This window comes from Arenimonas sp. (assembly GCF_041913985.1).
Lineage (GTDB): Bacteria > Pseudomonadota > Gammaproteobacteria > Xanthomonadales > Xanthomonadaceae > Arenimonas.
Map to the genome: position 1 here is coordinate 37,996 of NZ_JAYSEG010000014.1, position 24,633 is coordinate 62,628.

Here is a 24,633-nt window from a genome sequence, read left to right on the forward strand (position 1 = left end):
ACCCCGCCCCTGTCCCCCGTGTGTTAAATCCGCGGCGTTACCCAGACGTGTTTTCCGGCGGGGGGGCCGCGCCGGGGCCGCGGGCCCCCCAGGGCCAGGGTGGCGCCGAGCAGGCCGAGGAAACGACGGCGATGCATCGGCGCCACCATCGGTCACACCGCGTCGGACAGCGAGGTGAAGGTGAAGTCGCGCAGCTTCATCGGCGGGATCATCATCACGAACGGCGACTCGTCGCCGCTCAAGCGCACCGGCTTGCCGAGCTCCTCGATGTTGTTGAGCATGATCACCGGCGACTCGTTGAAGCGGAAGTTCTTCACCGGGTGCTTGATCTCGCCGTTCTCGATGTAGAAGGTGCCGTCGCGGGTCAGGCCGGTCAGCAGCACGGTCTGCGGGTCCACCATGCGGATGTACCAGGTGCGGGTGACCAGGATGCCCTTCTGGGTGCCCTTCACCAGCTCGGCGGTGGACTTGCTGCCGCCGGCCATCAGCAGGTTGCCCGGCTGGCCCACGGCGCGCTTGCCCTGCTTCTCGGCCCAGTAGCGCGAATACTGCAGGTACTCGACCTTGCCGTCCTTGATGATGGCGTGCTTCTCGCGCGGCAGGCCTTCCTGGTCCCAGGGCATCACCGGCGCGTCGGCGTCCCAGGGATCGGCCATGATGGTCACGCGCGGGTCGTACACCTGCTCGCCCAGCTTGGTGCCGCCGCCCTTCTTGGACAGGAAGCTGCGGCCCTCGTCGGCCTGGCGGGCGTCGAAGAAGAACATCATGAAGCTGATCAGGCCCGCCGCGGCGGCCGGTTCCAGGATGACGGTGTACTTGCCCGGCTCGAGCGCCTTGGCCTCGGCCGAATCACGCGCCTTCTGGATGGCCACCTGGATGGACTCGTCGGCGTCGAACTGCTTCACGTCGGCGGCGTTGCGCGACACCCAGCCGGAACCGCGGCCGTCCTCGGTGCGCACCGTGCAGGTGTAGTCGAGGTTGGTGGCGCGCTGGTAGCCGAAGTTGCCCTTGGAGTTGGCGAAGGCGAAGAAGCTTTGGTCGTCCTGCAGGAAGCCGGCCGCGATGAGCTTGTTGTCCTTGCACGGGCCGATCGAGGCGGCGGCGATCTGCGCGCGCTGCTCCGGGGTGATGTCGGCGGTGGCCTGCACGAAGGTGGGGCTGGGCTGGTAGGACTGCTTTTCCAGCGCCGGCATGCGCTCGGGGTTCTCGGGCGCCAGGCGGGCCAGCTCCTCGGAGCGGCGCACCACGCGCTCGAGCGAGGCGTCGTCGAAGCTGTTGATGGTGGTGATGCCCTCGCGCTGGCCGAACGCCGACTGCACGATCAGCTGGGCATTGGAAACGATGCCGCTGGTGGAGACGTTGTTGAGCGCGAAGCGGATGTTGCCGGTGATCGAACCCGACAGGGTGGCGGTGCATTCATCGGCCTGGGACAGCGCGATGACCTTGTCGAGGATGGCCTTGGCCTGTTCTTCGGTGTAGATGCTCATGGTTCAGGGCTCCTGCGCCGGTCAGCCGAGGTTGCGGGCGGTGTTGATGATGTTCACGCCGTCGAAGCGCGTGGTCGCGGCGCCGTGCGAGACGGCCGAGATCTGGCCGGGCTGGCCCTTGCCGTCGAAGAAGCTGCCGCCGAGGCGGTAGTCCGACTCGTCGCAGATCGCCGAGCAGGCGTTCCAGAATTCCGGCGTGCGGATCTGGTAGGCCACGTCCTCGAGCATGCGGGTGATCTTGCCGTTTTCGATTTCGTAGAACAGCTGGCCGCCGAACTGGGCGTTGTAGCGCTGCTGGTCGATCGAGAACGAGCCGTCGCCGATGATGTAGATGCCCTTCTCGACGTCCTTGATCATGTCGGCCACGCTGAGCTTGGCCTTGCCCGGCGCCAGCGACACGTTCGCCATGCGCTGGAACTGCACGCTGGCCCAGGAATCGGCGTAGCAGCAGCCGTGCGATTCGGTTTCGCCGATGATGTGGGCCTGGTCGCGGATGGCCTGGTAATTCACCAGCACGCCGTCCTTCACCAGGTCCCAGCGCTTGGTCTTCACGCCCTCGTCGTCGAAGCCGACGGCGCCAAGGCTGCCTTCCTGCACCTTGTCGGCGAACAGGTTGACGATGCCGCTGCCGTACTGGAACTTGTTCTCGCGCTTGTCGAGCGTGGCGAAGCTGGTGCCGGCGTAGTTGGCCTCGTAGCCCAGCACGCGGTCGAGCTCGAGCGGGTGGCCCACGTTCTCGTGGATGGTGAGGTAGAGGTTGGTCGGGTCGAGCACCAGGTCGTACTTGCCCGGCTTCACCGAGGGCGCGGTGAGCTTCTCGCGGGCCTGCTTGGCGGCGGCCACGGCGTCCTCGACCATGTCGTAGGACTTGCCGTAGTTCACCACGCCGTTGGGCGAGACGTACTTGTGCTCGGCCTTGCCGTCCAGGTACTCGTAGCCCATGCCCATCGGCGCCGACAGGCCGTCGCGGGTGCGGAACTTGCCGCTGGCCTTGTCCACCGCGGTGACGGTGAACGGGGCCCAGATGCGGTGCACGTCCTGGTCGATGTAGCTGCCGTCGGTGGAGGCGAAATACTTCTGCTCGTTCACCAGGAACAGCGTGGAGTTCACGAAGTCGGCGCCGGCCTTCATGGCGGCGGCGTTCACGCCCAGCAGCAGGTCCACCTTGTCCTTGATGGGCACTTCCATGGAATTGCGGGCGATGGGCGAGCGCCAGCTCACCTCGCCCACGCCCTTCACCGGCGCCAGCTGCACCGGCGTGGTCTGCAGGCGCGAATTGGCCTTGGCGATGGCGGCGGCCTGGCGCGCGGCCTTGGCCACGCCCTCGGTGCTCAGGTCCTCGGTGGCGGCGAAGCCCCAGGCGCCGTTGGCGATCACGCGCACGCCGACGCCGGTGGATTCGGTGTTCACCACGTTCTGCACCTTGTCTTCGCGGGTGACCACGAACTGCTGCAGGTAGCGGCCCACGCGCACGTCGCAGTAGCTGGCGCCGGCGTCGCGGGCGGCCTGCAGGGCGGTGTCGGCGATGGCTTTCTTGATCGCCACGTCGAGGGTGGAAACCAGTTGCTCGGCGGCGATGACGCGGCCAAAGGGGACCATCAGGCCGGCAAGGCCCAGGCCCGACATCGTCAGGAAGTTGCGTCTGTCCATCAGGTCACTCCAGCAGGAAGGGGCCGGGCCGGGCATCGGCGATGCGCCGGCGGAAAACAAGCCCGTCCGACTCTGGGCGTGGCCCCGGGGAGCGTCAAGTGACGAATGGCCTATCGCGGCGCCGAGTGGCGTTCCGCGGAACTTCAGCGCGCCGGGGCCAGTCTCAGGGCTGGGTTCCCGGCGTGAGGATGAAGTGATGGCGACGCGAATGCAGTGGGGTCCGTGGCTGGCCGTGGCAGTGCTGGCGGCCAGCGGCGTGGCGGTGTGGAAGTACGCGCCGCGGCCCGCGCCCGCCCCCGCCCCGGTGGCGGCGCCCGCGCCCGCGGCGGTGGCCGGGGCGCCTGCGCCGGCGGCCCCGGCGCACCCGATCGAACAGGTGCCGGTGCTGCCCGGCGAACCCACCGCGCCGCTGCCGGCGCTGGAGGACAGCGACGCCAGCGCCTGGGCCGCGCTTTCGGAGCTGGTGGAGGGCGGCGACCTGGCCGCCTGGCTGGTGCCCGAATTCCTGGTGCAGCGCCTGGTGACCACCATCGACCACCTGCCGCGCCGCGAGATCCCCCGCCAGGCCTACGTTGCGCGCCCGGCGCCCGGCACGCTGGCGGTGGCGGAATCGGGCGGTGGCCGCTACCTCGACGCGGCCAACTACGCCCGCTACGACGCCGCGGTGAAGACCTTCGAGTCGCTCGACTCGCGCCGGCTGGTGTCGGCCTACGTGCGCTTCTACCCGCTGTTCCAGCAGGCCTGGCGCGAGGTGGGCCCGCCCGACCGCGCCTTCAACGACCGGCTGGTGGAGGTGATCGACCACCTGCTGGCCGCGCCCGAGCTGCCCGGCCCGCTGGCCCTTGTGCCGGCCGAGGGCAAGCCGCGCTGGGAGTTCGCCGACCCGCGCCTGGAGCAGGCCTCGATCGGCCACAAGGCGCTCTGGCGCCTGGGCCCTGACCACGCCGTGCGGGTGAAGGCCAAGCTGGCCGAATTGCGCACGCTGCTGGCGGCGCAGCGGCCGGTGGGCTGAGCCGGGCTCAGCCGCCCGGTGCCGGCGCGGCCTCTTCGGCCAGGCGGCGGTCGAGCCACTCCTCGCCGGTGCGGGCGTAGGCCTGGCAGGCCTTCGGGTCGAGCAAAGTGTTGCGCGACGGGTCGGCCTCGCGCTCGGCCAGCTTGTCGAACAGGCCCGAGAAGCCCGGGTGCGCCGACACCACCAGGTCGCAGGGCAGGGCGGCCACGCGGGCGATGGTGGCGCGGAACTCGGCCACGCGCGGCGGGTCGTCGCTGAAGCGGAAGCCCGGGGCGGACACGGCGGTGAGGCTGTCGGCGTAGACCAGGTCGCGGCAGTCGCCGCCTTCGCAGCTGCGCCAGGTCCAGGTGGTGCCGCCGGGGGTGTGGCCCGGGCTGGCGTGCATGCGGAACACCACGTCGCCCACCGACACGCTGCCGCCGTCTTCGATGACCTGGATGACGGCAATGGGCGGATAGCCGTTGGCCTGGTCGCCGAAGCCGGCCTGCGGGTCGTCGTGGGTGGTGGCGCCGCGGCGCATGGCCCGGGCGCCCGCGCTCGTGGTGAGCACCGGCGCGCCGCTCAAACGCTGCAGCGCGGCCAGGCCGCCGGCGTGGTCGAAGTGCGCGTGCGAATTGAGCAGGAAACGCACGTCGCGGAGGTCGAAGCCCAGCGCGGCGACGTTGGCGGCGATCAGCGGCGCCGATTGCGGCAGCGCCCCGTCGATCAGCACCAGGCCCTCCGGCGTGGCCACCAGCACCGCGCTCAGCCCCTTCGTGCCCACGTACCAGCTGTCGCCGTGCAGCCGGAACGGCGCCTGCGGCTGGTTCCACTCGGCGCAGGCGCCGCATTCGATCGGCGCGGTGTCGGCCGGTGCGGCGGCCAGGGTGGCGGCAAGCAGCAGGAAGGCGGGCATCGTGGTCTCCGCGGGGAAAGCCGGATTATCAGGCAGCATGGCGCCGCCGTGGCGCCTGACCGATGGCCTATTGCATCGCCGCCTTCCGGGCGCGAGCGTGGGGCACTCAAGGGAGTTGCCCGATGGTCCGCACCTGCTTGTGGCTCCTGCTGTTCTCGTGGCTTTCGGCGCCCGCGTTCGCCACCGCGCTCGCGCCCGGCGTGCACTGGGTGCAAGGCACCTATGCGCCACCGCGCCAGCCCGATGGCAACTCCCTGCTGTTCGAAACGCCCGGCGGCTGGCTGGTGGTGGACAGCGGACGGCACCCCGCGCACGCCCGCGCCGTGCTCGCGGCGGCGCACGGCCGGCCCCTGCGCGCGCTGCTCAATACCCATTGGCACCTCGACCACGTTGGCGGCAACCCGGCGCTGCGCGCCGCCGCGCCGGACCTGCGCGTCTATGCCAGCCCGGCCATCGACGGCGCGCTCGGCGGATTCCTCGCCGACTATGCGGCGCAGCTGCGCACGCTGCTGGCGCGCGAACCCGGCGCACCCGCGGCCGCCGACTGGCGCGCCGAGCTGGCGCGCATCGAACAGGGCGAGGCGCTGCGCCCCGACCGCAGCCTGCGCGGCGACACCGTGCTGGTCGTGGGCGGCCGCGAATTCCGCGTCGGCTTCGCCGCGGCCGCCACCGAGGGCGACCTGTGGGTGTTCGACCCCGCCAGCGGCGTGCTGGCCGCCGGCGACCTGGTCACCTTGCCCGCCCCCTTCTTCGACACCGCCTGCCCGGAACGCTGGCGCGCCGCGCTCGACCGGCTCGAAGCGACGCCTTTCACGCGCCTGGTGCCCGGCCATGGCGCGCCAATGGACCGCGCCGGGTTCTCCGCGTGGCGCGAGGCGTTCGGGCGACTGCTCGACTGCGCGGCCAGCGATACGCCGGAGGCCGCCTGCATCGCCGGCTGGCAGGCCGACGCGCAGTCCCTGCTCCCCGACGTGGCCGCCCGCCAACAGGCGGCCGGACTGCTGGCCTATTACCTGCCGACCGTGCTGCGCAACCCGGCCACCGCGAACCGCTGTGGCGTGTCCGCCCCCGCGGCTTGACTGGCGCTGCGGCTTGTCGGACTGTGGCGGCGCGATGCCCGCCGCGCCCGCCACCGCGTGAAGACGACGCCTGCCCTCGCGGGGCGGGAAGAGCTGCGCGCGTGGCGCCTGTCCCAGGTCGTGCGCGACACCTACGACCGCTCCAAGTTCGCCGGTTTCCTGTACCTGTTCGGCTGGGCCGTGGTGGCCTGGCTGGCCGGCGCGCAGCAGTTCGCGCCGGTGCCCACGCTGGCCATGGCCGGCGGTTTCCTGCTGCTGGGCGTGCTGCGCCTGCGCATGCGGCCGCCGCCGGCCGACGACGTCGAGGCCAACCGCCGCTGGCTGCGCCACTACGCCTGGGTGCTGCCGCTGGCGCCGCTGGCCTGGTCGGCCGTGCAGGGCTGGATGCTGCTCGACCCGCGTTTCAGCGAGCAGGTGCGCATGGTGTCGCTGATCGCCACCATCGGCTACGCCACCGTGTTCGTGAACGTCTACACCACCGTGCGCAGCTTCGCCGTGGTGGGCGCCAGCGCGCTGTTCCTGCCGGCGCTGGCGCTGCTGTGGAGCCAGCCCTCGCAGCGCGCGCTGGCGGTGGCGATGAGCTTCTACGCGCTGTACCTGGCGGGCGCGCTGCTGCGAACGCATGCCGAATACCGCCGCCGCCTGGACCTGGACCTGGCCCTGCGGCAGCAGCGCGACCTGTACGAAGGCCTGAGCCGCACCGATGCGCTGACCGGCGTGCACAACCGCCGCCACTTCACCGCCCGGCTCGACGCGCTGGCGCAGGCCGCCGGGCAGGGCGGGCCGGGTTTCACGCTGCTGATCCTCGACATCGACCACTTCAAGCACGTCAACGACCGCCACGGCCACGCCGTCGGCGACGCCTGCCTCAAGGCCATCGCCGACCGCCTGCAGCGCGCCTTCCCGCCGCCGCGCGCGTTGCTGGCGAGGCTGGGCGGCGAAGAATTCGGCGTGCTCTTCGACGGCCCCGAGGCCGAAGCGCGCCAGGCCGCCGAAGCCTTCCGGCATGCGCTGGCGATCGGCCTGCTCGACGTCGAGGGCCAGCGCCTGCCGGTGACCGTAAGCATCGGCGTGGGCGGCTTCGACCCGGTGCGCCACGGCGACGCCGACGGCCTGTACCGCGCGGTGGACGCCGCGCTCTACGCCGCCAAGGCCGACGGCCGCGACCGCGTGGCCGTCGGCGGCTGAGCCTGCCGCGCTAAACTCGGGGCCCCTCGTTTCCTGGGCCCGCCCGTGCCGCACGGCCACCCCGACCCCGCGCTCGACACCCTGTTCCTGCCGCTCGACAGCGGCGCGCTGGCCTGGCCCGCGCCCGGCGAAACCCTGTTCCTGCGCGCCCGCGCCGGCGTGGCGCTCAACGCCGCGCGCGTGCACCGACCGGTGTGCGAGCAGGGCTTCAAGCCCTGGGCCGACGTGCTGGCGAAGGAAGGTTTCGCGGTTTCGGATGCCAACGGTGGCCAGTTCCCGCTGGTGCTCGTGCTGCCCACGCGCCAGCGCGAGGAATCGCGCGCGCTGCTGGCGCGCGCCGTGGCCCAGGCGCGGCGCGGCGGCGTGGTGCTGGCCTGCGCGTCGAACAAGGAAGGCGGGCGCTCGCTGCAGGACGACCTCGAGCGCCTGGCCGGCCCCGTGCACGTGCTGGCCAAGAACCACTGCCGCGCGGTGTGGACCGCGCCGCTGGGCGATGCCGTGGACCGCGCGCTGCTGGAAGAGTGGCGCGCGCTGGACGCGCCGCGGCCCATCCTCGACGGCCGTTTCCGCAGCCGCCCGGGCCTGTTCGCCTGGGACCGCATCGACGCCGCCTCGGCACTGCTGGCGGCGAACCTGCCGGCCGACCTGGCCGGCCATGGCGCCGACCTCGGCGCGGGCTGGGGCTATCTGTCCTCGGAGGTGCTGGCACGCTGCCCACGCGTCACCGCGCTCGACTTGTTCGAGGCCGAGGCGCGCGCGCTGGCGCTGGCGCGCGAGAACCTGGCTGGCGCGCGTTTCGCCCCCGGCTTCCACTGGCATGACGTCACCGCCGGCCTGCCGGGCCGCTACGACTTCATCGTCAGCAACCCGCCCTTCCACCAGGGCCGCGCCGACCAGCCGGAGCTGGGCCGCGCCTTCATCGCCGCCGCGGCCGCCGCGCTGCGGCCGGGCGGGCGCCTGTGGCTGGTGGCCAACCGCCACCTAGCCTACGAGCAGGCGCTGGCGGAGGGTTTTTCCAGCGTAAGGAAGATGGCCGATGCCGACGGCTTCAAGGTGATCGAAGCAGTGAAGGGAATCGCATGAAACTGGTCAAGCTGATCGCCAACCTCGGCTACGGCAGCCGCAAGCAGGTGGCCCTGATGTTCCGCGAGGGCCGCATCACCGACCCCGCGGGCGAGGTGCTGTACGCCGACGACGCGGTGGCGCACGCCGACGTGCGCGTGGACGGCGAGCCGCTGGACCCGCCGCAGGGCCTGCTGCTGCTCCTGCACAAGCCGGTGGGCTACACCTGCTCCACCAAGGACCCCGGCCGCGTGGTGTACGACCTGCTGCCGCCGCGCTTCCGCCTGCGCGACCCGGTGCTGTCCACCGTGGGCCGGCTGGACCGCGACACCTCGGGCCTGCTGCTGATGACCGACGACGGCGCGCTGCTGCACCGGATCACGTCGCCGAAATCGCACCTTCCCAAGGTGTACGAGGCGACGCTGGCCGGCGACCTGCGCGGCGACGAAGGCGAGGTGTTCGGCAGCGGCACGCTGATGCTGGAGTCGGAAAAGACCCCGCTGGCGCCCGCCGGCTTCGAGGCCCTGGGCCCGCGCCGCGGGCGCATCACGCTGGTGGAGGGCCGCTACCACCAGATCCGGCGCATGTTCGCCGCCGTGGGCAACCACGTGGAAACCCTGCACCGGCACACCCTGGGCGGGCTGGGCCTGGGTGAATTGCCCGCCGGCCAGTGGCGCCTCCTGGGCGACGCCGACCGCGCCGCGCTTTTCACGCCGAACGCGCCCTCGTAGGAGCGGCTTCAGCCGCGAAGCTCTTCGCGACAAGCTTCCCGGCTGAAGCCGCTCCTACGGAAGTGCCATCGCATACCGCCAGGCGCCCGGCGCTCAGTCGCGGAAGTTGTCGAACTGCAGGGGAATCTCGAAGTCGCCCTTCTTCAGCAGGGCGATGGCGTCCTGCAGGTCGTCGCGCTTCTTGCCGGTGACGCGCAGCTTGTCGCCGTTGATCTGCGCCTCGACCTTGAGCTTGGCTTCCTTGAGCGTGGCGACGATCTTCTTGGCCAGCTTCTGTTCGATGCCCTGCTTGATGGTGACCTTCTGGCGCGCCTGGGCCAGGTTCACCTCGGGCTCGCCCACGTCCAGGCAGCGGATGTCGATGCCGCGGGCCACCAGCCGGCCGCGCAGGATGTCGAGCATCTGCTTGAGCTGGAAGTCGCTGGGCGCCTTCTGGGTGACCACGAAGCCGTCCAGCTCGAAGCTGGCGTCCTGGCCCTTGAAGTCGAAGCGGTTGCCGAGTTCGCGGTTCGCGGTGTCCACGGCGTTGGTGAGTTCGTGCTTGTCGACTTCCGAAACGACGTCGAAGGAAGGCATGGCAGGTTCGGTGTGGAGGGGGTGGCCGGGATTCTAGCCGAGCCCGCGCCGGCGCCGCACCGGCCTGAACGCCCGCAAACGTTCACATGGCCGCAACGGCGGATTCAACGCGAATTCAGTGCCCCGCCCCAAGTATCGGACCCGTGGACGGCAACCGCCGCCCGCGCCCGAAACCCGAGGGACCCGAGATGAAAAAGTTGATGCTGGCTTCGATGACCCTGCTCCTGGCCGGCGCCACCGCCGTGCCGGCATTCGCCGACGACGACAAGCGCAGCGTGGGCGGCTCGTACGCCACGCAGGGCGGCAAGGGCCCCTGGCGCGAAGACCGCGAGGATCGCCGCGACGAGCGCCGTGACGACCGCCAGGACCGCCGCGAGGACCGCCAGGACTGGCGTGCCGACCGCCGCGACGATCGCCGGGACTGGCGCGAAGACCGTCAGGAAATCCGCCAGGACCGCCGCGACCACCGCCAGGACTGGCGCGCTGAACGCCGCGATGACCGCCGCGACTGGCGCGACGACCGCCGCGACGACCGCCGCGACTGGCGCAACGACCGTCGCGACGATTACCGCCAGCGCTATTCGCGCCACGACGACCGCCGCTGGAACGGCTACCACTGGCGCCCGGAATACCGCTACCGCGCGCCGCGCTACGTCTACCCTTCGGGCTACCGCGCCTACCGCTGGCAGGTGGGCCACCGCCTCCCGCCGGCTTATTACGGCCGCCCGTATTACGTGGACTACCGCACCTACCGCCTGCCGCCGCCGCCCTACGGCTACCACTGGGTGCGCGTGGACCACGACGTGGTGCTGGTCGCGGCGGCCACGGGCCTGATCCTGGACGTGCTGTACGGCCTTTACTACTGAGCCCGCGTCCTTCCCGCTTGACTCCAGGGCCGGCCTAGCCGGCCCTTTTTTTTGCGGCTCAGCCCGGCGCGTCGAACAGCCCGCCCTGCGGCGGCAGTTCGTCGTGGCGGCGGAAGTTCGCCAGGCCCACGCCCACCAGCCGGTACCGCGTGCGCGCCGGCAGTTCGACCCGCTGGCGCAGCTCCAGCGCGATGTCGGTGAACTGCTCCAGCGACGCGGGCGGCGAGGGCGGCGTGAGGCTGCGGGTGAGGATGCGGAAGTCGGCGGTCTTGAGCTTGAGCACCACGGTGCGCGGGCTGCGGTCGGTTTCGCGGCGGGCCGCGGCCCAGGCCTTCTCGGCGAGCCGGCGGATGGCGTCGGTGGTCTGCTCCAGCGGCAGGTCGCGTTCGAAGGTGTCCTCGGCCGAGACCTGGGTGGTGGGGCGCTCGCTTTCCACCGGGTGCTCGTCGATGCCGAGCGAGAGTTCGTGCAGGCGCCGGCCCCAGCGGCCGAAGCGGCGCTCGAGTTCGCTGCCGCCGTGTTCGCGCAGCTGGCCCACGGTGGCGATGCCCAGCGCCTGCAGGCGCGACTCCATCACCTTGCCCACGCCCGGCAGCTTGCCCACCGGCAGCGGGGCCAGGAAGTCGAGCACGTTCGCCGGCTTCACCACGAACTGGCCGTCGGGCTTGCGCCAGTCGCTGGCGATCTTGGCCAGGAACTTGTTGGGCGCGATGCCGGCGGATGCCGTGAGCCGGGTTTCCTCGCGGATGGCGGCGCGGATGGCCTCGGCCACGGCGGTGGCGCTGGCCAGGCCCAGCTTGTTCACGGTGACGTCGAGGTAGGCCTCGTCGAGCGAGAGCGGTTCGATCAGGTCGGTGTGGCGCTGGAAGATCTCCCGCACCTGGCGCGAGACGGCCTTGTAGCGGGCGAAGTCGGGTGGCACGAACACCGCCTCGGGGCAGAGCTTCTCGGCCCGCAGCGCCGGCATGGCCGAGCGCACGCCGAACTTGCGCGCCTCGTAGCTGGCCGCGCACACCACCGAGCGCGCCCCGCGCCAGGCCACCACCACCGGCCGGCCGCGCAAAGCCGGGTCGTCGCGCTGCTCCACCGACGCATAAAACGCGTCCATGTCCACGTGCACGATCTTCCGCCCCCCACCCATCCGCCCATCCTCCGGGAAAATAGGGGTCAGAGTACTATTTGCCCCAGGCGGCGTTTCGCAACGGATTGGCGGATTAGTACTCTGACCCCTATTTTCTGGAGAGGACGGGTGTTGCCGGAGCATGTGGAGAGGTATCGGGCGGAGTACCGGGCCACGCTGATCCCGGCGGGCTACCGCGGGCAGTGGCATGCGCTGTTCACCTTCGGGGTGGGCGGGCTGGTGTTGCTGGCCTGCCTCTGGCAGCTCGAGGCCGTGCGGCCGCTGGAATGGCTGGCGGTGCCGCTGTCGCTGGCCTACGCCAACCTCACCGAATACCTGGGCCACCGCTACCCCATGCACCGGCCCTTCCGCGGCCTGGGCCTGGTGTACAAGCGCCACGCCGGCCAGCACCACCGCTTCTTCACCCACGAGGCCATGCCGGTGGATTCGCCGCGCGACTTCCGCGCCCTGCTGTTCCCGCCCGTGCTGGTCATCTTCTTCTTCGGCCTGTTCGGCGTGCCGGTGTGGTTCCTGCTCGACTGGGCGGTGTCGGCCAACGTGGCCTGGCTGTTCGTGGCCTCGGCGCTGGCCTATTTCCTGAACTACGAGCTCCTGCACACCGCCTACCACCTGCCGGAAGCGCACTGGCTGGCGCGCCTGTCGCTGGTGAAGAAGCTGCGCTGGCTGCACCAGGCCCACCACGACCCGAAGCTGATGGCGCGCTTCAACTTCAACATCACCTACCCGCTGGGCGACTGGCTGTTCGGCACCCTGTACCGGCCGCCGCGCTGAGGCCTCAGGCCGTGCGTTCGCGCAGCGCGGCGCGGTAACGCCGGCTGCAGGGCAGGGTGGCGCCGTCGCGCAAGTGGATGCGGGCGTCGCCGGTGTCGAGCGGCTCGATGCTGGCCACGTGGTCGAGGTTCACGATGTGGCTGCGGTGCACGCGCTGGAAGCGGGCCGGGTCGAGCCGCGCCTCGATCGCCGAGATGGTGCTTCGCAGCGGGTAGTCGCGGCCGCGCACGCGCAGGTTCACGTAGTTGCCCGAGGCCTGCAGCCATTCGATGTCGGCCGCCGCCACCAGGAATTCCCGGCCCAGCTTGCGAACCAGGAAACGCTCCGGCCGTTCGATGGGCTCCACCGGCGGCGCGTCGTCGTCCGGCGCGGCCAGCAGGCTGGCCTCGCCCTGCAGCCGGCGCAGCAGGAAGCGGTAGGCCTCCATCAGCAGCACCACCCCGGCGAAGCTGCGCACGTCCTTGAGGTATTCGTAGGCGAACTGCCGGCCCCAGTGCCCGAAGTCGTAGCTGTCGCCGACGCTGGCGTAGATGGCCATGCGCAGCGCCACCATTCCCAGCACGTGCAGTGCCGAAAACCCCACGCTGGCCAGCAGGTAGGCCGGCAGCCGCCGGAGCCAGGTATCGAGGTGCAGCGGGTAGCGCCGGGTAAACCAGGCCACCAGCGGCACGAGGGCCACGAACACCAGGTTGCTGGTGCCCTCCCAGATCCAGGGCTCGGCCGGGTGGTGGGCCAGGCCGGCCCGGCGCATTTCCATGCCCACCGTCAGGGCGTTGCCGACGATGCTCACCAGCCCCGCGCCAATCCAGTACCCCCACTCGACCCAGCGTCGGTAGGGCAGGTAGCGCTCGAAGGCGCCGGGGGAAGCGGGTGCGTTGGCCATCGCCCGATTCTAGACAGCCCGGGGCGCCGGAAGGCCAGTCCCGTTCGTCCCTGCCGTCCGCGGTTCGTCCCCGGCGGCCCCCGGCGCGTCCCTTCGCGCTGGGCGCCGGCGCCGGCCCGCCCCAGTCTGGCCGCGAATCCACCGGAGCCCGCCATGGAACGCCGCCACGACCTCGACGCCCTGCGCGTCCTCGCCTTCCTCCTGCTCATCGCCTACCACTGCGCCATGCTCTACGTGGCCGAGTGGGACTGGCACCTCAAGAGCACCCACCTGGCCGAATGGCTGCAGTGGCCCATGCTGGCCATGAACCGCTGGCGCATGGCCCTGCTCTTCCTGATTTCCGGCCTGGCCATCGGCCTGTACCAGCCGGCCCGGCACCCCGGGCGCTTCGCCCTGGACCGCACCTGGCGCCTGCTGCCGCCGCTGCTGTTCGGCATGTTCGTGGTGGTGTCGGTGCAGGCCTACTGCCAGGGCGTGGTGAACGGCACGGTGCAGCCGGGCTACCTGGAGTTCCTGTGGCGCTACTGGCAGGTGAAGCCCTGGCCCGAGGGCGGCTTCGACGGCGCCGAATACGGCATCACCTGGAACCACCTGTGGTACCTGGCCTACCTGTGGCCCTACATCCTGCTGCTCACCGCGCTGCTGCCGCTGCTGGAATCGGCGTCCGGCCGGCGCCTGCAGGCGGCCTTCGCCGGCCTGCGCGGCTGGGGCCTGGTGCTGCTGCCGGCGCTGCCGCTGGTGCTTTACCTCAACGTCCTGCTGCCGCGCTTCGAGCCCACCAACGACCTCATCCACGACTGGTTCCAGCACGCCCAGTTCTTCACCGTGTTCGTCTACGGCTACCTGCTGGCCCGGGCGCGCGGCTTCTGGGAGGAAATCGTGCGCCTGCGCCGGTCGCTGGGCCTGGGCGCGGCCGCGATGTGCGTGGTCTACGTGGGTCTGGTGAAGTCGGGCGTCGAATTCGGCGAGCCGGCGCTGGCCGCGGTGCGCAGCCTGCGCGGCCTGTTCGTGTGGACCACCCTGCTGGCCCTGCTGGCCTGGGCGAAGCACGGGCTCAACCGTCCGTTCCGCTGGCTGCCCTACGCCAGCGAGGCGGTGTTTCCCTGGTACGTGATCCACCAGAGCGCCACCGTGGTGATCGCCTACTGGCTCGTTCCGCTGCAGCTGGACGCCTGGCTGGAGGCCAGCCTGGTGGTGGCCGGCACGGTCGCGGCCTGCCTGCTCGGCAACGAAATCGTCCGCCGCATCGCCTGGCTGCGCCCGTTGTTCGGCCTCAAGCGCCGCAAGCCTTCAGTGCGCCCGCAGCCGGAAGCGCTCGCGGTAGTCGGCGGGCGTGAGTGAGGTGGCGCGCTTGAACAGCTTGCGGAAGCTCGAGGCGTCGGAATAGCCGCAGCGTTCGACGATTTCCTCGAAGCTCAGCAGCGTGGTTTCCAGCAGCGCCTTGGCGCGCTCCACCCGCAGGTGCTGCAGGTGCGCCAGCGGGCTGGCGCCGTAGTGCTGGCGGAAGTGCCGCAGCAGGCTGCGCTCGCTGGTGCCGCAGTGGCCGGCGAGCTCGGCGATGCTCAGTTCGCGGTGCAGTTCGCGCTGCAGGAAGGCTTCGGCCTTTTCCGACAGCGAATGCCGCGGGCGCTCGCCCAGGGCCAGGCTGATGTAGGGCGCCTGGCTCTGGCGGTCGGTGTCGATGAGCATCATGCGCGCGGTGTGCTGGGCCAGGGCCGGGTCGGTGTAGCGCGCCAGCAGCTGCAGCATGTAGCCCATCACGGCGGTGCTGGCGCCGGTGGTGGTGACGCCGTCGTCTTCCACCACCATGCGGTCCACCGCCAGCTTCACGCGCGGGTAGCGGCGGCGGAAGGCGCCGTCGAGCCACCAGCTGGTGGTGGCCTGGTGGCCGTCGAGCAGGCCGGCCTCGGCCAGCAGCAAGGCGCCGCAGCAGCTCGAGGCCAGCGGAACGCCACGCAGGGAAAGCGCGCGCAGCAGTTCGATCTCGGGGCCGTACTGGCCCAGCCGCTCCATCGCGTCATGGGCGCTCGAATGCATGTAGCCCGGCACCACCAGCAGGTCCAGCGCATGGTCGGGCGAGTGCACGGGCCCCAGCGCCAGGCCGCCGGAATCGTTGAAGCTGGACTGGCCGCGGGCACCGACCAGCACCGTCTGCAGCCGCAGCGGCGTGGCCGGGTCGCGCAGCTGGGCCAGCTTCTGGGCGATGCGCAGCAGGTCCATGGGCCCGACCAGGCTCGAGGCCATGGCGCCGTCGAGCGCCAGCAGGCCGACGGTGAAGCGCTGCTCAGTCCGCGACATAGACGGCTCCGGAGTTTTCGGCCAGCCAGGCCACCAGCGTTTCGGGCACCGCCAGCGCCGGCGTGCCGGTGGGCAGCGGCTGGCCGCAGGGCACCAGCACCACCTCGCCGGGGTGGCCCGACGGCAGCGGTGTGGCGGACGGCGCCAGCAGGGTGGGGCGGCCATCCCGGCCGGTGGTGAGCAGCCACAGGCCGCGTGGCGGCGGGCTGCCGGCGTGGCAGCTTTCGGCCACGCGCAGCTTCACATCCTGGCCCTCGGCCGGCAGCAGGCGCCAGCTCTGTTCCTGGCGGCGCAGGACCGCGTCGTAGCGGGCGCCTTCGACGAAGACGGCCTCGTCGGCCACCGGTTCGGCGGCGGGCGCGGAGAAGGACAGCGTGGTGAGCAGGGCGGCCAGCATCAGGCGTTTCATGGGTGACTCCGTGCGGGACGGGCGGGGGCCCGGGGTGAGCACAGGGTCGCGCTGGCGAGTTTCGCCCGGCAGTGGCGAAAACGCCACCTTGCGGGCCAAAACGGCCAAGCGGCCGCCATCGGGGCTGAAAAGCAGGACGGGCCGCTTGCGCGGCCCGTCCGGGGTGTTGCCTGGAAGGAGGGGATCAGTCGTCCCAGCGTTCCGATTCCACCGACATCACGGCGCCAGTGTGGCCGTTGATGCGCAGTTCCACGCGCTCGCCCTTGGCGTCCAGGGCGTCGGCTTCCCAGACGGCGTCGTCGAGGTCGAGGTCGTGCACCTGGGTGTAGCCGGCGGCTTCGATGCGCTTGACCACCTCGGCGGCCGACAGCAGCGCGCGCGGGCCGCGGTCGTCGAGCACCTCGCCGCTGTCGGCGTGCACGGCCACGTCGTGCCAGCGGCCGTCGGCGCCGCGCACTTCGGCCTCCCACAGGCCGTCGTCGAATTCGATGTCGCGCACTTCCGAATAACCGGCGGCGACCAGGCGCTTCTCGATGTCAGCGGGGCCGGCGACGGCCTGGGCGAAGGCGGCGCTGGCGCCGAAGGTGATGGCCAGGGCCAGGGCGAGGGTGGACAGCTTCATGGGGTTTCTCCTGTGTGGGTTGGCGGGGTCGTTCGCCCCGTGCCGCACAGTCTCCGCAGCGCCCCTAACGCGGCCATGATCGCGTGGTTAATGAAATTGTTAGTCGCAGCCGCCATGCTGCGCGCATGAGACGCACGTGGATTCCCCTGCTGGCGGTACTGGCCGTCGCGCTGGCCGCGCCGGCGCCCGCCGACGACGGCCAGCGCCGCGCCCGCGACGGCGTGCGCCGCGGCGAACTGGTGCCGCTGGAGACCCTGTTGGCCGACGCGCGCAAGCGCCACCCGGGCCGCGTGCTCGAGGTGGAGCTCGACGACGGCGAATACGAGATCGAGATCCTGGCCGACGACGGCCGCGTGGTGGAGCTCACCTACGACGCCCGCAGCGGCCGCCTGCTCGAGACCGAGATCGAGGACGAGGACGACTGATGCGCCTGCTGGTGGCCGAAGACGACGCCGCCCTGCGCGCGCGCCTGGCCAGCGCGCTGGCCGACGCCGGCTTCGCGGTGGACGCGGTGGCCGACGGCACCGAGGCGGAATTCCTGGGCCAGACCGAAGACTTCGACGCCGCCGTGCTCGACCTGGGCCTGCCCGGCATGGACGGCCTGTCGGTGCTCTCGCGCTGGCGCGAGGCTGGCCGCGGTTTCCCGGTGCTGGTGCTGACGGCGCGCGCGCGCTGGCACGACAAGCTCGCGGGCTTCAATTCCGGCGCCGACGACTACCTCACCAAACCCTTCCAGCTCGAAGAGCTCATCCTGCGCCTGCGCGCGCTGATCCGCCGCAGCGCCGGCCACGCGCACCCGCGCCTGGCTTGCGGCCCACTCGAGCTCGACGCCAACGCCGGCCGCTTCAGCCTGCGCGGCGACCCGCTCGCGCTCACCGCGCAGGAGTTCCGCATCCTGGCCTATTTCATGCACCACCCCGGCAAGGTGATCAGCCGCGGCCAGCTGGGCGAACACGTGTACGAGGGCGGCTTCGACCCGGACTCGAACGCGCTGGACGTGCTGATCGGCCGCCTCCGCCGCAAGCTCGGCCCCGGCCTGCTGCACACGGTGCGCGGCCAGGGCTTCGTGCTGGGCGACCCGCCGTGAACGGGCCGCATTCGCTGCGGCGGCGGCTGTGGCTGTCGGGCGCGGCGGGCATCGCGCTGGCGGCGCTGGCCGCGGCCTGGTTGCTCGGCGCCGCGTTCGAGCGCGCGGTGATGGACGCCTTCGACCGCCGCCTCGCCGACGACCTGGTCACCGTGGCCGGCGTCATCGCCCGCGACGGCAACGGCGAAGTGCGCCTGCGCCGCGAACCCGCCGACGGCCGCTACGCGCGGCCCTTCTCCGGCCACTACTGGCAGGTGGGCGACGGCCCCGACGCCTTCCGCTCGCGCTCGACCTGGGACTTCACCCCGGCGCTGCCGCCGGGCGAAGGCGCGCGCGCGTCGGGCATGCACTACCACGACCTCGCCGGCCCCGGCGGCCAGCAGCTGCGCAGCGCCGAACAGTGGCTGCGCCTGCCCGGCGTGGCCGCGCCGGTGCGGGTGTGGGTGGCCAGCGACCAAGCCATCCCGCGCGCGCAGGTGGCCGAATTCCGCTGGCTCGCCGGCGGTTCCGTGGCCCTGCTGGCGGCCGGCCTGCTGCTGGCCGCGGCGGCGCAGGTGCGCTACGGGCTGCGCCCGTTGCAGGGCATCGCCGCGCTGCTGGCCAAGGTGCGCAGCGGCGAAAGCCACCGCCTCGACGCCGCCACCCTGCCCACCGAAGTGCGCCCGCTCGCCGACCACCTCAACCAGCTGCTCGACCACCACGAACAGATGGTGGCGCGCGCCCGCGATTCCGCCCAGGACCTGGCGCATGCGCTCAAGACGCCGCTGGCGGTGCTCGACGCCGGCGCCCAGCAGCCCGGCACGGCGCTGCCGGGCACGGTGCGCGAACAGGTGGCGCGCATGCGCGCCGTGGTGGAGCGCCAGCTCGCCGCCGCCACGCCGGTGGACCGCCGCCTGCGCACGCCGGTGGGCCCGGTGCTCGAACGACTCGCGCACTACCTGCGCCAGGCTTTCGCCAGCCGCGCGCTGGCCTTCGAGGTGCGCGCCGATCCGGCGCTGCGTTTCGGCGGCCGCACCGAGGACCTCGAAGAAATGCTGGGCAACCTGCTCGAGAACGCCGCCAAGTGGGCGCGCACGCGCGTGCTGGCCGAGGCCGGCCAGGACGCGCGGGGCTTGTGGATCGAAGTGCGCGACGACGGCCCCGGCCTGCCGCCGGCGCAGCGCGAGGCGGCGCTGCAGCGCGGCGTGCGGCTCGACCAGCGGGTGGCCGGCAGCGGCCTGGGCCTGGCCATCTGCAGTGACCTCGCGGCCGCGCACGGCGGCCGCCTGGACCTGGGCGACGCGCCGGAAGGCGGGCTGTGCGCCCGCCTCGTGTTCCCGGATCAGCAGCCTTCGGGGTAGTGCAGCCAGCCGGTGGTGGCGCCGTCGTCGCCGGCCACGCGCTCGACGCGGCCGCAGTGCAGCACCGGCGGGTTTTCGCGCACCGGCAGCCACAGCGGCGAGCCTTCGCCCGGCGCCAGTTCGCCCTCGGTCACCGGCTGCACCGATTCGATCTGGCCGCTGCCCAGGTCCACCAGGCAGTCGAAGCGCGCCATGCCGCTGTCGCGCAGGCGCACGGTGGCCTTGCCGCGGTTCATCGGCCAGGCCTTGGTGGCCACGTCGGTGGCCACGCCGGCGTCGAGCGCGCAGCGCGACACCGCGGCGGAAAGCGAAGGCAGCAGGCGCGACCAGTCGCCTTCGGCCTTGGTGGCGGCGTCGAAGGCCGGCGCGGCGCCCAGGTCGAGCCCGTATTCGGCGGTGCAGCAGCCGTTGGCGGTGCGGCCGTCGGGCAGGTTCACCGCGGCGCTGAAGGGCATGGCCGGGCCGTCGGCCATGGTGTCGAAACACTGGGCGGGCGAGAGCACGGCCCCCAGCGCCTCGCCCGGGCTGTCTTCCGGTGCGCCGCGGAAGGTCCAGGCGCCGCCTTCGGTGGCGCGCAGCTCGCCGGCCAGCACGGTTTCGCCGTCGGGGGTCTTTAGCAGGGCGCTGTCCACGGCCAGGTCGAGCGCCCAGAAGGGCTCGTTGCCGCGGCACAGGAAGGCGCGCGGCACCTGGCCGGCGCTCGGCGCCGCTTCCGCCGGCGCGGGCGCCGGGGCTTCGGCGACGGGCGCGGGCGCTTCGGCGGGGGCGTCCGCCGCGGGCGGCGCGGCTTCGCGCGAGCAGGCGGCCAACGCCAGCAGCAGGGCAAGGGCGATCGGGGTGCGTGCGTTCATGCGCGGTCTCCGGGGGGTGTCGTGGGCACCATGCCGCAGCGCCGTGGCAGCGGCAAGCTGAACGATCCGCGCCGGCGGGCCGTCGTGGGTCAACGTGCGCGGGACCCGGGCGTTCTTGCAGGCAAGGGCGGATTCCACCGCCACGCAACGGAGACCTGCCATGCGCAAGACCCTGCTTTTCACCGCCCTGGCCCTGGCCAGCGGCCTCGCACTGGCCCAGCAGGCCGCGCCCGCCGGGCGCGAAGCCATGCGCGCCGAGGTGCGCGCCCAGGCCGACGCGCGTTTCGCCGAAGCCGACGAGAACGGCGACGGCAAGATCGACAAGGCCGAGGCCGGCAAGCACGCACCGCGCATGGCCGGGCATTTCGAACGCATGGACGCCAACGCCGACGGCGGCATCGACAAGGACGAGATGGCGCGGATGCGCGCGAAGATGCAGCACGGCCGCAACGGCATGCACGCCCGCCGGACCTTCCACGAAGGCCTGTTCCTGGGCATGGACGACGACCGCAACGGCGCCATCAGCCGCGCCGAGCTGGGCGACAAGGTGCCGAAGCTGGCGGAGAATTTCGCCGCCATCGACAAGGACGGCAATGGCGAGATGAGCCGCGAGGAAATGCGCGCCCACCGCCAGGAAATGCGCGCGAAGCGGCAGGCCGAACGCGCGAAGTAAGCCTGTCGCGGGCGGGGCGCGCCGTGGCGCCCCCGCCCGCGCGGTACGTCAGAAGCGCAGGCCGGCGCTGACGCCGTACACCAGCGGGTCGACCTCGGCGGTGCCGACGTTGCCCAGGGTCTCCACGGTCACGTCGGTTTCGAACGACAGCTTGCGCACGTCGGCGCGCACGAAGAACTTGTCGTTGACGAACCAGTCCAGGCCGGCGGCGAGGCTCAGGCCGTTGTCGTTCGAGCCGTTGATGCCCAGGCCGGTGAGCGCGCCCTGGGTCTGCTCGCCCGAGACGTTCACCCAGCCGTAGCCGATGCCCACGAACGGGCGCACGGCGCTGTCCGGGGCGAAGTGGTAGTTCAGGCTCAGCGTGGTCGGGCGGTGCTCGACCGAGGCCACGGTGCCCAGGCCGTCCAGGCTCACTTCGTGCTTGAACTTGGCCAGGCCGCTCCACAGCTCGACCGAGAAGTTGTCGTTGAAGGCGTAGGCCGCGCTGCCGGTGAGGCTCCAGTCGTCGTTGACGCTGGCGTCGGCGCCGGCAAGCGTGCCGTTGTCCGACTTCGGGTCGGTGTTCTGGTAGCCGAGGGTGACGCTGAAGCCCTGGGCATTGGCGCCGGCGGCGGCGAAGGCGGCGGCCAGGGCGAGGCTGGTCAGCACGAGACGGGACATTGGGGGGTCTCCTGGATGGGTGTCGGGGTGCCGGCAAAGGGCCGGCGGGTACAGGCTGCGTGGCCCCGCATCAACCGGCGGTGAGGCCCGCGTACACGCCGGGTGAACAACCGTGACCCCAGTCATGGTCGCTTTTGGCACACGACCCGCCGCAACCCTTGGCCGACCCTGTGCATCACAGCCATGGACCCCTGCCGGAGCCTTGCCATGAAACGCGCCCTGTTGTTCCTCGCCCTTTCGGTCGCCGCGGGGGGTGCCTTCGCCGGCGACTTGCGCTGCGACGTGCAGTCCAACTACGACCTGAGCCTCGACGAAGGCAGCCTGCGCTTCGAGCGCGAGGACGGAACGCCGGCGCGCGTCGAGATCCGCCGCGGCCGCCTGTTCGTGGACGGCAAGGCGCAGGTGCTGGGCGTCGCCGACCAGGCGCGGCTCGAACGCTATGAGGCCGGCGCCCTGCGCCTGGCGCCGGAAGTGCGCGAGGTCGCGCTCGAAGCGGTGGACATCGCCTTCACCGCATTGTCCGAAGTGGCCCGCGGCCTGTCCGACGACCCGGAGGACACCCTGGCCAAGCTGCACAAGGCGCGCCGCGACGTGACCCGCCAGCTCGACCGCAGCCACGTGGCCGCCATCGACGACCAGGCCCTGGACGCGGTGATGGAGGAAGCCGTGGCCAGCCTGGTGCCGGCCCTGGTGGGCGACATCGTGAAGTCCGCGCTCGCCGCCGCCTTCACCGGCGACACCGCCCGCGCCGAGGCGCTCGAGGCCCGCGCCGAGCGCATGGAGGCCGAGATCGAACGCCTGGTGGAGCCGCGCGCCAAGGCGCTCGAGCGCCGCGCCGAGGCGCTGTGCGCGCAGGTGGCGGCGCTGGACGCGATCGAGGAAGAGTTCGAATTCAGGCTGCCCGACGGCGAGCGGCTGGATCTCTTGCGCTCGGGTCCCGAATGACCCCGCCCGGGCGCGGTACAGCACGCGCGCCCGCCGGTGTTTGCGCTCCCCACGCCCCCCGGCACCCCCCGGGGGGTTTTTTTTGCGGGAAACGGGGGGACAATAGCCGACCCAGCGAATCAAACCCCAGGTGGACCATGGCCGAGCTCAAGGAAGCGCGGGTGCCGGATATCGGCGCTGACAAGGACGTGCCGGTGATCGAGCTGCTCGTGCAGCCCGGCGACGCGGTGAAGAAGGACCAGGGCCTGGTCACGCTCGAATCCGACAAGGCCACGATGGAAGTGCCGGCGCCCTTCGACGGCATCGTGCGCGAGCTGAAGGTCAAGGTCGGCGACGAGCTGTCGGAAGGCTCGCTGGTGGCGTTGATCGAGCCCGCCGCGGCCGGGGCCGCAGCTGCCGCCCCGCCTGCCGAAGCCAAACCGGCGCCGGCGCCCGCGCCGGTTGCCGAGGCCGCGCCCGCCCCCGCCCCGGCGAAGGCCGAACCCGCGCCGCGCCCCGTGGCCGCCGCCGCGTCCGCGCCTTCGGCCGGCGCGCCCAGCACCCCGCCCGTGGCTTTCGACGCCGACGCCCTGCTGCCCGGCAAGGTGCCGCACGCCAGCCCGGCCGTGCGCCTGTTCGCCCGCGAGTTGGGCGTCGACCTGGCCCAGGTGGCGGGCAGCGCCCGCGGCGGCCGCATCGGCAAGGAAGACGTGCAGGCCTTCGTGAAGGCTGCGCTGGCCGGCGGCGCCGCGCCGCGCGCGGCCGGTGGCGGCGGCGGTGGCCTCGACCTGATCCCGTGGCCGAAGGTGGACTTCGCCAAGTTCGGCCCGGTGGAAAGCCAGCCGCTCTCGCGCATCCAGAAGCTCAGCGGCGCCAACCTGGCGCGCAACTGGGCCATGATCCCGCACGTCACCCAGTTCGACGACGCCGACATCACCGAGATGGAGGCCTTCCGCAAGAAGCTGGGCGAAGAGAACAAGGACGTGAAGGTCACGCCGCTGGTGTTCCTGATCAAGGCCGCGGTGGCCGCGCTGAAGAAGTACCCCGCCTTCAATGCCTCGCTCGACGGCGACAGCCTGGTGCTCAAGAAGTACTTCAACATCGGCATCGCCGTGGACACGCCCGACGGCCTGGTGGTGCCGGTGATCCGCGACGCCGACCGCAAGGGCCTGCTGGAGCTGGCGCGCGAGCTGGGCGAAATCAGCGCCAAGGCGCGCGACAAGAAGCTCACGTCGGCCGACATGCAGGGCGGCTGCTTCTCGATCAGCTCGCTGGGCGGCATCGGCGGCACCGCGTTCACGCCCATCATCAACGCGCCGGAAGTGGCCATCCTGGGCGTCTCGCGCAGCGCCATGAAGCCGGTGTGGAACGGCGGCGAATTCGCACCGCGCCTGATGCTGCCGCTGAGCCTGAGCTACGACCACCGCGTGATCGACGGCGCCGCCGCCGCGCGCTTCACCAGCTACCTTGCCCAGGTGCTGGGCGACCTGCGCCGGCTGCTGCTCTGATGGCCCAGCCGCTGCCCGTCGTCCCTGGCCAGCCGCCGGCGCGCGTGCGCGTGGCGGTGGTGCAGTACGGCCAGCGCCGGGTGGCGGGCTTCGACGAGTTCGCCGCGCAGGTGGAGGAGCACGTGCGCGTGGCCGCCGACTACGGCAGCGACTTCGTGCTGTTCCCCGAGCTGTTCACCCTGCAGCTGCTCAGCGCCGAGCCGCGCATGCTCACGCCCGCCGAGGCCATCGAGCGCCTGAGCGAACACACGCCCGCCTTCACCGCGCTGCTGGTGCGGCTGGCCACGCAGTACCGCATCCACGTGATCGGCGGCACGCATCCCACGCGCACCGAAGAGGGCACGCTGCGCAACCCGTGCTTCATCGCCACCCGCGACGGCGCCCTGCACCGGCGCGACAAGCTGCACATCACGCCCAGCGAGCAGGGCAGCTGGGCGGTGGGCGGCGGCGATTCGGCCGACGTGCTGGCCACCGACGCCGGCCCCGTCGGCATCATGGTTTGCTACGACAGCGAGTTCCCCGAACTCGGCCGCCACCTGGCCGACCAGGGCGCGCTGGTGCTGTTCGTGCCGTATTGCACCGACGTGCGCAGCGGCCACCTGCGGGTGCGCTACAGCTGCCAGGCGCGTGCGGTGGAGAACCAGGTGTACGTGGTGGCGGCCGGCAACGTCGGCCACTGCCCGGGCGTGGCCAACTTCGACATCCAGTACGCGCAGTCGGGCGTGTACACGCCCTGCGACTTCCCGTTCCCGCCGGAAGGCATCGCCGCCGAGGCCAGCGCCCAGGTCGAACAGATGCTGTTCGCCGACCTCGACCTGGCCGCGCTCCTCGAGGCGCGCCGCAACGGCACCGTCAAGAACCTGGTTGACCGCCGCCCGGGCCTGTACGCCCAGTGGCGCGGCGAAACCCCCTGAACAACC

Annotated in this window: 26 protein-coding genes; 15 read left to right on the forward strand and 11 right to left on the reverse strand. The window is 71.9% G+C overall.

The window, feature by feature from the left end; all coding sequences use genetic code 11:
- Positions 1 to 152 precede the first annotated feature (152 nt).
- Together ACE3Q2_RS06715 and ACE3Q2_RS06720 are read right to left on the reverse strand one after the other, a co-directional pair.
- A complete protein-coding gene (locus tag ACE3Q2_RS06715) occupies positions 153 to 1,487 on the reverse strand; it encodes a TldD/PmbA family protein (protein ID WP_374473488.1) in 1,335 nt (444 codons plus the stop codon).
- Positions 1,488 to 1,508: 21 nt separating this feature from the next.
- The gene (locus ACE3Q2_RS06720; RefSeq protein WP_374473489.1) at positions 1,509 to 3,137 is read right to left on the reverse strand and encodes a TldD/PmbA family protein; all 1,629 of its coding nucleotides are present in this window, start codon (positions 3,135 to 3,137) and stop codon (positions 1,509 to 1,511) included.
- Between the two features lie 196 nt (positions 3,138 to 3,333).
- Between ACE3Q2_RS06720 and ACE3Q2_RS06725 the strand changes: the two genes are divergently transcribed.
- Positions 3,334 to 4,149, forward strand: coding sequence for a DUF3014 domain-containing protein (locus ACE3Q2_RS06725; protein WP_374473490.1), 816 nt, complete (start codon positions 3,334 to 3,336; stop codon positions 4,147 to 4,149).
- A gap of 7 nt (positions 4,150 to 4,156) precedes the next feature.
- Here ACE3Q2_RS06725 and bla read toward each other — a convergent pair whose 3' ends face one another.
- On the reverse strand, positions 4,157 to 5,044 hold the full coding sequence (bla, locus tag ACE3Q2_RS06730) for a subclass B3 metallo-beta-lactamase (RefSeq protein ID WP_374473491.1): 888 nt from the start codon (positions 5,042 to 5,044) through the stop codon (positions 4,157 to 4,159).
- Positions 5,045 to 5,166: 122 nt separating this feature from the next.
- Between bla and ACE3Q2_RS06735 the strand changes: the two genes are divergently transcribed.
- The 4 genes from ACE3Q2_RS06735 to ACE3Q2_RS06750 are packed head-to-tail and all read left to right on the forward strand — an operon-like array spanning position 5,167 to position 9,104.
- A complete protein-coding gene (locus tag ACE3Q2_RS06735) occupies positions 5,167 to 6,123 on the forward strand; it encodes an MBL fold metallo-hydrolase (protein WP_374473492.1) in 957 nt (318 codons plus the stop codon).
- A gap of 57 nt (positions 6,124 to 6,180) precedes the next feature.
- Positions 6,181 to 7,311 carry a diguanylate cyclase domain-containing protein gene (locus ACE3Q2_RS06740; RefSeq protein WP_374473493.1) on the forward strand — a complete coding sequence of 377 codons (1,131 nt, stop codon included), beginning with the start codon at positions 6,181 to 6,183 and terminating at the stop codon, positions 7,309 to 7,311.
- Positions 7,312 to 7,356: 45 nt separating this feature from the next.
- Positions 7,357 to 8,394, forward strand: a complete 1,038-nt coding sequence (locus ACE3Q2_RS06745; protein ID WP_374473494.1) for a class I SAM-dependent methyltransferase — start codon at positions 7,357 to 7,359, stop codon at positions 8,392 to 8,394.
- Positions 8,391 to 9,104 carry a pseudouridine synthase gene (locus ACE3Q2_RS06750; protein ID WP_374473495.1) on the forward strand — a complete coding sequence of 238 codons (714 nt, stop codon included), beginning with the start codon at positions 8,391 to 8,393 and terminating at the stop codon, positions 9,102 to 9,104. Before ACE3Q2_RS06745 ends, ACE3Q2_RS06750 begins: the two co-directional genes overlap by 4 nt.
- 93 nt (positions 9,105 to 9,197) lie before the next feature.
- On the opposite strand, the gene ACE3Q2_RS06755 is transcribed toward ACE3Q2_RS06750, so the two are convergent.
- Positions 9,198 to 9,680: a YajQ family cyclic di-GMP-binding protein gene (locus tag ACE3Q2_RS06755; RefSeq protein WP_374473496.1), complete on the reverse strand. Its 483-nt coding sequence runs from the start codon at positions 9,678 to 9,680 to the stop codon at positions 9,198 to 9,200.
- A 188-nt stretch (positions 9,681 to 9,868) separates the two neighbouring features.
- On the opposite strand from ACE3Q2_RS06755, the gene ACE3Q2_RS06760 reads away from it, so the two are divergent.
- Positions 9,869 to 10,546 carry an RcnB family protein gene (locus ACE3Q2_RS06760; protein WP_374473497.1) on the forward strand — a complete coding sequence of 226 codons (678 nt, stop codon included), beginning with the start codon at positions 9,869 to 9,871 and terminating at the stop codon, positions 10,544 to 10,546.
- A 58-nt stretch (positions 10,547 to 10,604) separates the two neighbouring features.
- On the opposite strand, the gene dinB is transcribed toward ACE3Q2_RS06760, so the two are convergent.
- On the reverse strand, positions 10,605 to 11,687 hold the full coding sequence (gene dinB, locus ACE3Q2_RS06765) for a DNA polymerase IV (RefSeq protein ID WP_374473498.1): 1,083 nt from the start codon (positions 11,685 to 11,687) through the stop codon (positions 10,605 to 10,607).
- A 123-nt stretch (positions 11,688 to 11,810) separates the two neighbouring features.
- Here dinB and ACE3Q2_RS06770 point away from each other — a divergent pair, with 123 nt between their 5' ends.
- Complete coding sequence (locus ACE3Q2_RS06770; protein WP_374473499.1) at positions 11,811 to 12,458, forward strand: hypothetical protein; 648 nt, start codon at positions 11,811 to 11,813, stop codon at positions 12,456 to 12,458.
- A gap of 4 nt (positions 12,459 to 12,462) precedes the next feature.
- On the opposite strand, the gene ACE3Q2_RS06775 is transcribed toward ACE3Q2_RS06770, so the two are convergent.
- Positions 12,463 to 13,341 (reverse strand): LytTR family DNA-binding domain-containing protein, encoded by an 879-nt coding sequence (locus tag ACE3Q2_RS06775; RefSeq protein WP_374473500.1) that lies wholly within the window; start codon positions 13,339 to 13,341, stop codon positions 12,463 to 12,465.
- A 153-nt stretch (positions 13,342 to 13,494) separates the two neighbouring features.
- On the opposite strand from ACE3Q2_RS06775, the gene ACE3Q2_RS06780 reads away from it, so the two are divergent.
- Positions 13,495 to 14,682, forward strand: coding sequence for an acyltransferase (locus tag ACE3Q2_RS06780; RefSeq protein ID WP_374473501.1), 1,188 nt, complete (start codon positions 13,495 to 13,497; stop codon positions 14,680 to 14,682).
- Here ACE3Q2_RS06780 and ACE3Q2_RS06785 read toward each other — a convergent pair.
- The 3 genes from ACE3Q2_RS06785 to ACE3Q2_RS06795 form a co-directional block, all read right to left on the reverse strand.
- The gene (locus ACE3Q2_RS06785; protein WP_374473502.1) at positions 14,632 to 15,639 is read right to left on the reverse strand and encodes a GlxA family transcriptional regulator; all 1,008 of its coding nucleotides are present in this window, start codon (positions 15,637 to 15,639) and stop codon (positions 14,632 to 14,634) included. The genes ACE3Q2_RS06780 and ACE3Q2_RS06785 overlap by 51 nt on opposite strands.
- Positions 15,626 to 16,048, reverse strand: a complete 423-nt coding sequence (locus tag ACE3Q2_RS06790) for a hypothetical protein (protein ID WP_374473503.1) — start codon at positions 16,046 to 16,048, stop codon at positions 15,626 to 15,628. Before ACE3Q2_RS06790 ends, ACE3Q2_RS06785 begins: the two co-directional genes overlap by 14 nt.
- A 184-nt stretch (positions 16,049 to 16,232) precedes the next feature.
- Positions 16,233 to 16,670 carry a PepSY domain-containing protein gene (locus ACE3Q2_RS06795; RefSeq protein WP_374473504.1) on the reverse strand — a complete coding sequence of 146 codons (438 nt, stop codon included), beginning with the start codon at positions 16,668 to 16,670 and terminating at the stop codon, positions 16,233 to 16,235.
- A gap of 125 nt (positions 16,671 to 16,795) precedes the next feature.
- Here ACE3Q2_RS06795 and ACE3Q2_RS06800 point away from each other — a divergent pair, with 125 nt between their 5' ends.
- Genes ACE3Q2_RS06800 through ACE3Q2_RS06810 form a run of 3 tightly spaced genes read left to right on the forward strand, consistent with a single transcriptional unit; the run spans position 16,796 to position 19,097 of the window.
- Positions 16,796 to 17,095 carry a PepSY domain-containing protein gene (locus ACE3Q2_RS06800; RefSeq protein WP_374473505.1) on the forward strand — a complete coding sequence of 100 codons (300 nt, stop codon included), beginning with the start codon at positions 16,796 to 16,798 and terminating at the stop codon, positions 17,093 to 17,095.
- The gene (locus ACE3Q2_RS06805; protein WP_374473506.1) at positions 17,095 to 17,757 is read left to right on the forward strand and encodes a response regulator transcription factor; all 663 of its coding nucleotides are present in this window, start codon (positions 17,095 to 17,097) and stop codon (positions 17,755 to 17,757) included. The genes ACE3Q2_RS06800 and ACE3Q2_RS06805 overlap by 1 nt, the downstream gene beginning before the upstream one ends.
- Entirely contained in the window at positions 17,754 to 19,097 is a 1,344-nt protein-coding gene (locus tag ACE3Q2_RS06810) for a sensor histidine kinase (protein WP_374473507.1), read from the forward strand. The genes ACE3Q2_RS06805 and ACE3Q2_RS06810 overlap by 4 nt, the downstream gene beginning before the upstream one ends.
- Here the strand turns inward: ACE3Q2_RS06810 and ACE3Q2_RS06815 are convergent.
- Positions 19,079 to 19,948, reverse strand: coding sequence for a hypothetical protein (locus ACE3Q2_RS06815; RefSeq protein WP_374473508.1), 870 nt, complete (start codon positions 19,946 to 19,948; stop codon positions 19,079 to 19,081). The two genes, ACE3Q2_RS06810 and ACE3Q2_RS06815, sit on opposite strands and share 19 nt — an antisense overlap.
- Positions 19,949 to 20,108: 160 nt before the next feature.
- Between ACE3Q2_RS06815 and ACE3Q2_RS06820 the strand changes: the two genes are divergently transcribed.
- A complete protein-coding gene (locus tag ACE3Q2_RS06820; protein WP_374473509.1) occupies positions 20,109 to 20,621 on the forward strand; it encodes a hypothetical protein in 513 nt (170 codons plus the stop codon).
- Between the two features lie 48 nt (positions 20,622 to 20,669).
- Here ACE3Q2_RS06820 and ACE3Q2_RS06825 read toward each other — a convergent pair whose 3' ends face one another.
- Positions 20,670 to 21,281, reverse strand: a complete 612-nt coding sequence (locus ACE3Q2_RS06825) for an OmpW family protein (RefSeq protein WP_374473510.1) — start codon at positions 21,279 to 21,281, stop codon at positions 20,670 to 20,672.
- Positions 21,282 to 21,488: 207 nt separating this feature from the next.
- On the opposite strand from ACE3Q2_RS06825, the gene ACE3Q2_RS06830 reads away from it, so the two are divergent.
- From ACE3Q2_RS06830 to ACE3Q2_RS06840, 3 genes are read left to right on the forward strand one after another with little or no spacing between them, the layout of a single operon-like run.
- A complete protein-coding gene (locus ACE3Q2_RS06830) occupies positions 21,489 to 22,226 on the forward strand; it encodes a DUF2884 family protein (RefSeq protein WP_374473511.1) in 738 nt (245 codons plus the stop codon).
- Positions 22,223 to 23,713 (forward strand): dihydrolipoyllysine-residue acetyltransferase, encoded by a 1,491-nt coding sequence (aceF, locus tag ACE3Q2_RS06835; protein ID WP_374473512.1) that lies wholly within the window; start codon positions 22,223 to 22,225, stop codon positions 23,711 to 23,713. The genes ACE3Q2_RS06830 and aceF overlap by 4 nt, the downstream gene beginning before the upstream one ends.
- Entirely contained in the window at positions 23,713 to 24,627 is a 915-nt protein-coding gene (locus ACE3Q2_RS06840) for a carbon-nitrogen hydrolase family protein (RefSeq protein WP_374473513.1), read from the forward strand. The genes aceF and ACE3Q2_RS06840 overlap by 1 nt, the downstream gene beginning before the upstream one ends.
- The last annotated feature ends 6 nt before the right edge of the window (positions 24,628 to 24,633 follow it).

Bases quoted from the DNA above. Each gene is read 5' to 3' on its own strand.
- ACE3Q2_RS06760 (WP_374473497.1), top strand. From the start codon at position 9,869: ATGAAAAAGTTGATGCTGGCTTCGATGACCCTGCTCCTGGCCGGCGCC.
- ACE3Q2_RS06735 (WP_374473492.1), top strand. From the start codon at position 5,167: ATGGTCCGCACCTGCTTGTGGCTCCTGCTGTTCTCGTGGCTTTCGGCG.
- ACE3Q2_RS06755 (WP_374473496.1), bottom strand. From the start codon at position 9,680: ATGCCTTCCTTCGACGTCGTTTCGGAAGTCGACAAGCACGAACTCACC.
- ACE3Q2_RS06820 (WP_374473509.1), top strand. From the start codon at position 20,109: ATGCGCAAGACCCTGCTTTTCACCGCCCTGGCCCTGGCCAGCGGCCTC.
- ACE3Q2_RS06780 (WP_374473501.1), top strand. From the start codon at position 13,495: ATGGAACGCCGCCACGACCTCGACGCCCTGCGCGTCCTCGCCTTCCTC.
- ACE3Q2_RS06805 (WP_374473506.1), top strand. From the start codon at position 17,095: ATGCGCCTGCTGGTGGCCGAAGACGACGCCGCCCTGCGCGCGCGCCTG.
- ACE3Q2_RS06790 (WP_374473503.1), bottom strand. From the start codon at position 16,048: ATGAAACGCCTGATGCTGGCCGCCCTGCTCACCACGCTGTCCTTCTCC.
- aceF (WP_374473512.1), top strand. From the start codon at position 22,223: ATGACCCCGCCCGGGCGCGGTACAGCACGCGCGCCCGCCGGTGTTTGC.
- ACE3Q2_RS06775 (WP_374473500.1), bottom strand. From the start codon at position 13,341: ATGGCCAACGCACCCGCTTCCCCCGGCGCCTTCGAGCGCTACCTGCCC.
- ACE3Q2_RS06815 (WP_374473508.1), bottom strand. From the start codon at position 19,948: ATGAACGCACGCACCCCGATCGCCCTTGCCCTGCTGCTGGCGTTGGCC.
- ACE3Q2_RS06725 (WP_374473490.1), top strand. From the start codon at position 3,334: ATGGCGACGCGAATGCAGTGGGGTCCGTGGCTGGCCGTGGCAGTGCTG.
- bla (WP_374473491.1), bottom strand. From the start codon at position 5,044: ATGCCCGCCTTCCTGCTGCTTGCCGCCACCCTGGCCGCCGCACCGGCC.
- ACE3Q2_RS06840 (WP_374473513.1), top strand. From the start codon at position 23,713: ATGGCCCAGCCGCTGCCCGTCGTCCCTGGCCAGCCGCCGGCGCGCGTG.
- ACE3Q2_RS06795 (WP_374473504.1), bottom strand. From the start codon at position 16,670: ATGAAGCTGTCCACCCTCGCCCTGGCCCTGGCCATCACCTTCGGCGCC.
- ACE3Q2_RS06785 (WP_374473502.1), bottom strand. From the start codon at position 15,639: ATGTCGCGGACTGAGCAGCGCTTCACCGTCGGCCTGCTGGCGCTCGAC.
- ACE3Q2_RS06715 (WP_374473488.1), bottom strand. From the start codon at position 1,487: ATGAGCATCTACACCGAAGAACAGGCCAAGGCCATCCTCGACAAGGTC.
- ACE3Q2_RS06720 (WP_374473489.1), bottom strand. From the start codon at position 3,137: ATGGACAGACGCAACTTCCTGACGATGTCGGGCCTGGGCCTTGCCGGC.
- ACE3Q2_RS06830 (WP_374473511.1), top strand. From the start codon at position 21,489: ATGAAACGCGCCCTGTTGTTCCTCGCCCTTTCGGTCGCCGCGGGGGGT.
- ACE3Q2_RS06800 (WP_374473505.1), top strand. From the start codon at position 16,796: ATGAGACGCACGTGGATTCCCCTGCTGGCGGTACTGGCCGTCGCGCTG.
- ACE3Q2_RS06750 (WP_374473495.1), top strand. From the start codon at position 8,391: ATGAAACTGGTCAAGCTGATCGCCAACCTCGGCTACGGCAGCCGCAAG.
- dinB (WP_374473498.1), bottom strand. From the start codon at position 11,687: ATGGGTGGGGGGCGGAAGATCGTGCACGTGGACATGGACGCGTTTTAT.
- ACE3Q2_RS06825 (WP_374473510.1), bottom strand. From the start codon at position 21,281: ATGTCCCGTCTCGTGCTGACCAGCCTCGCCCTGGCCGCCGCCTTCGCC.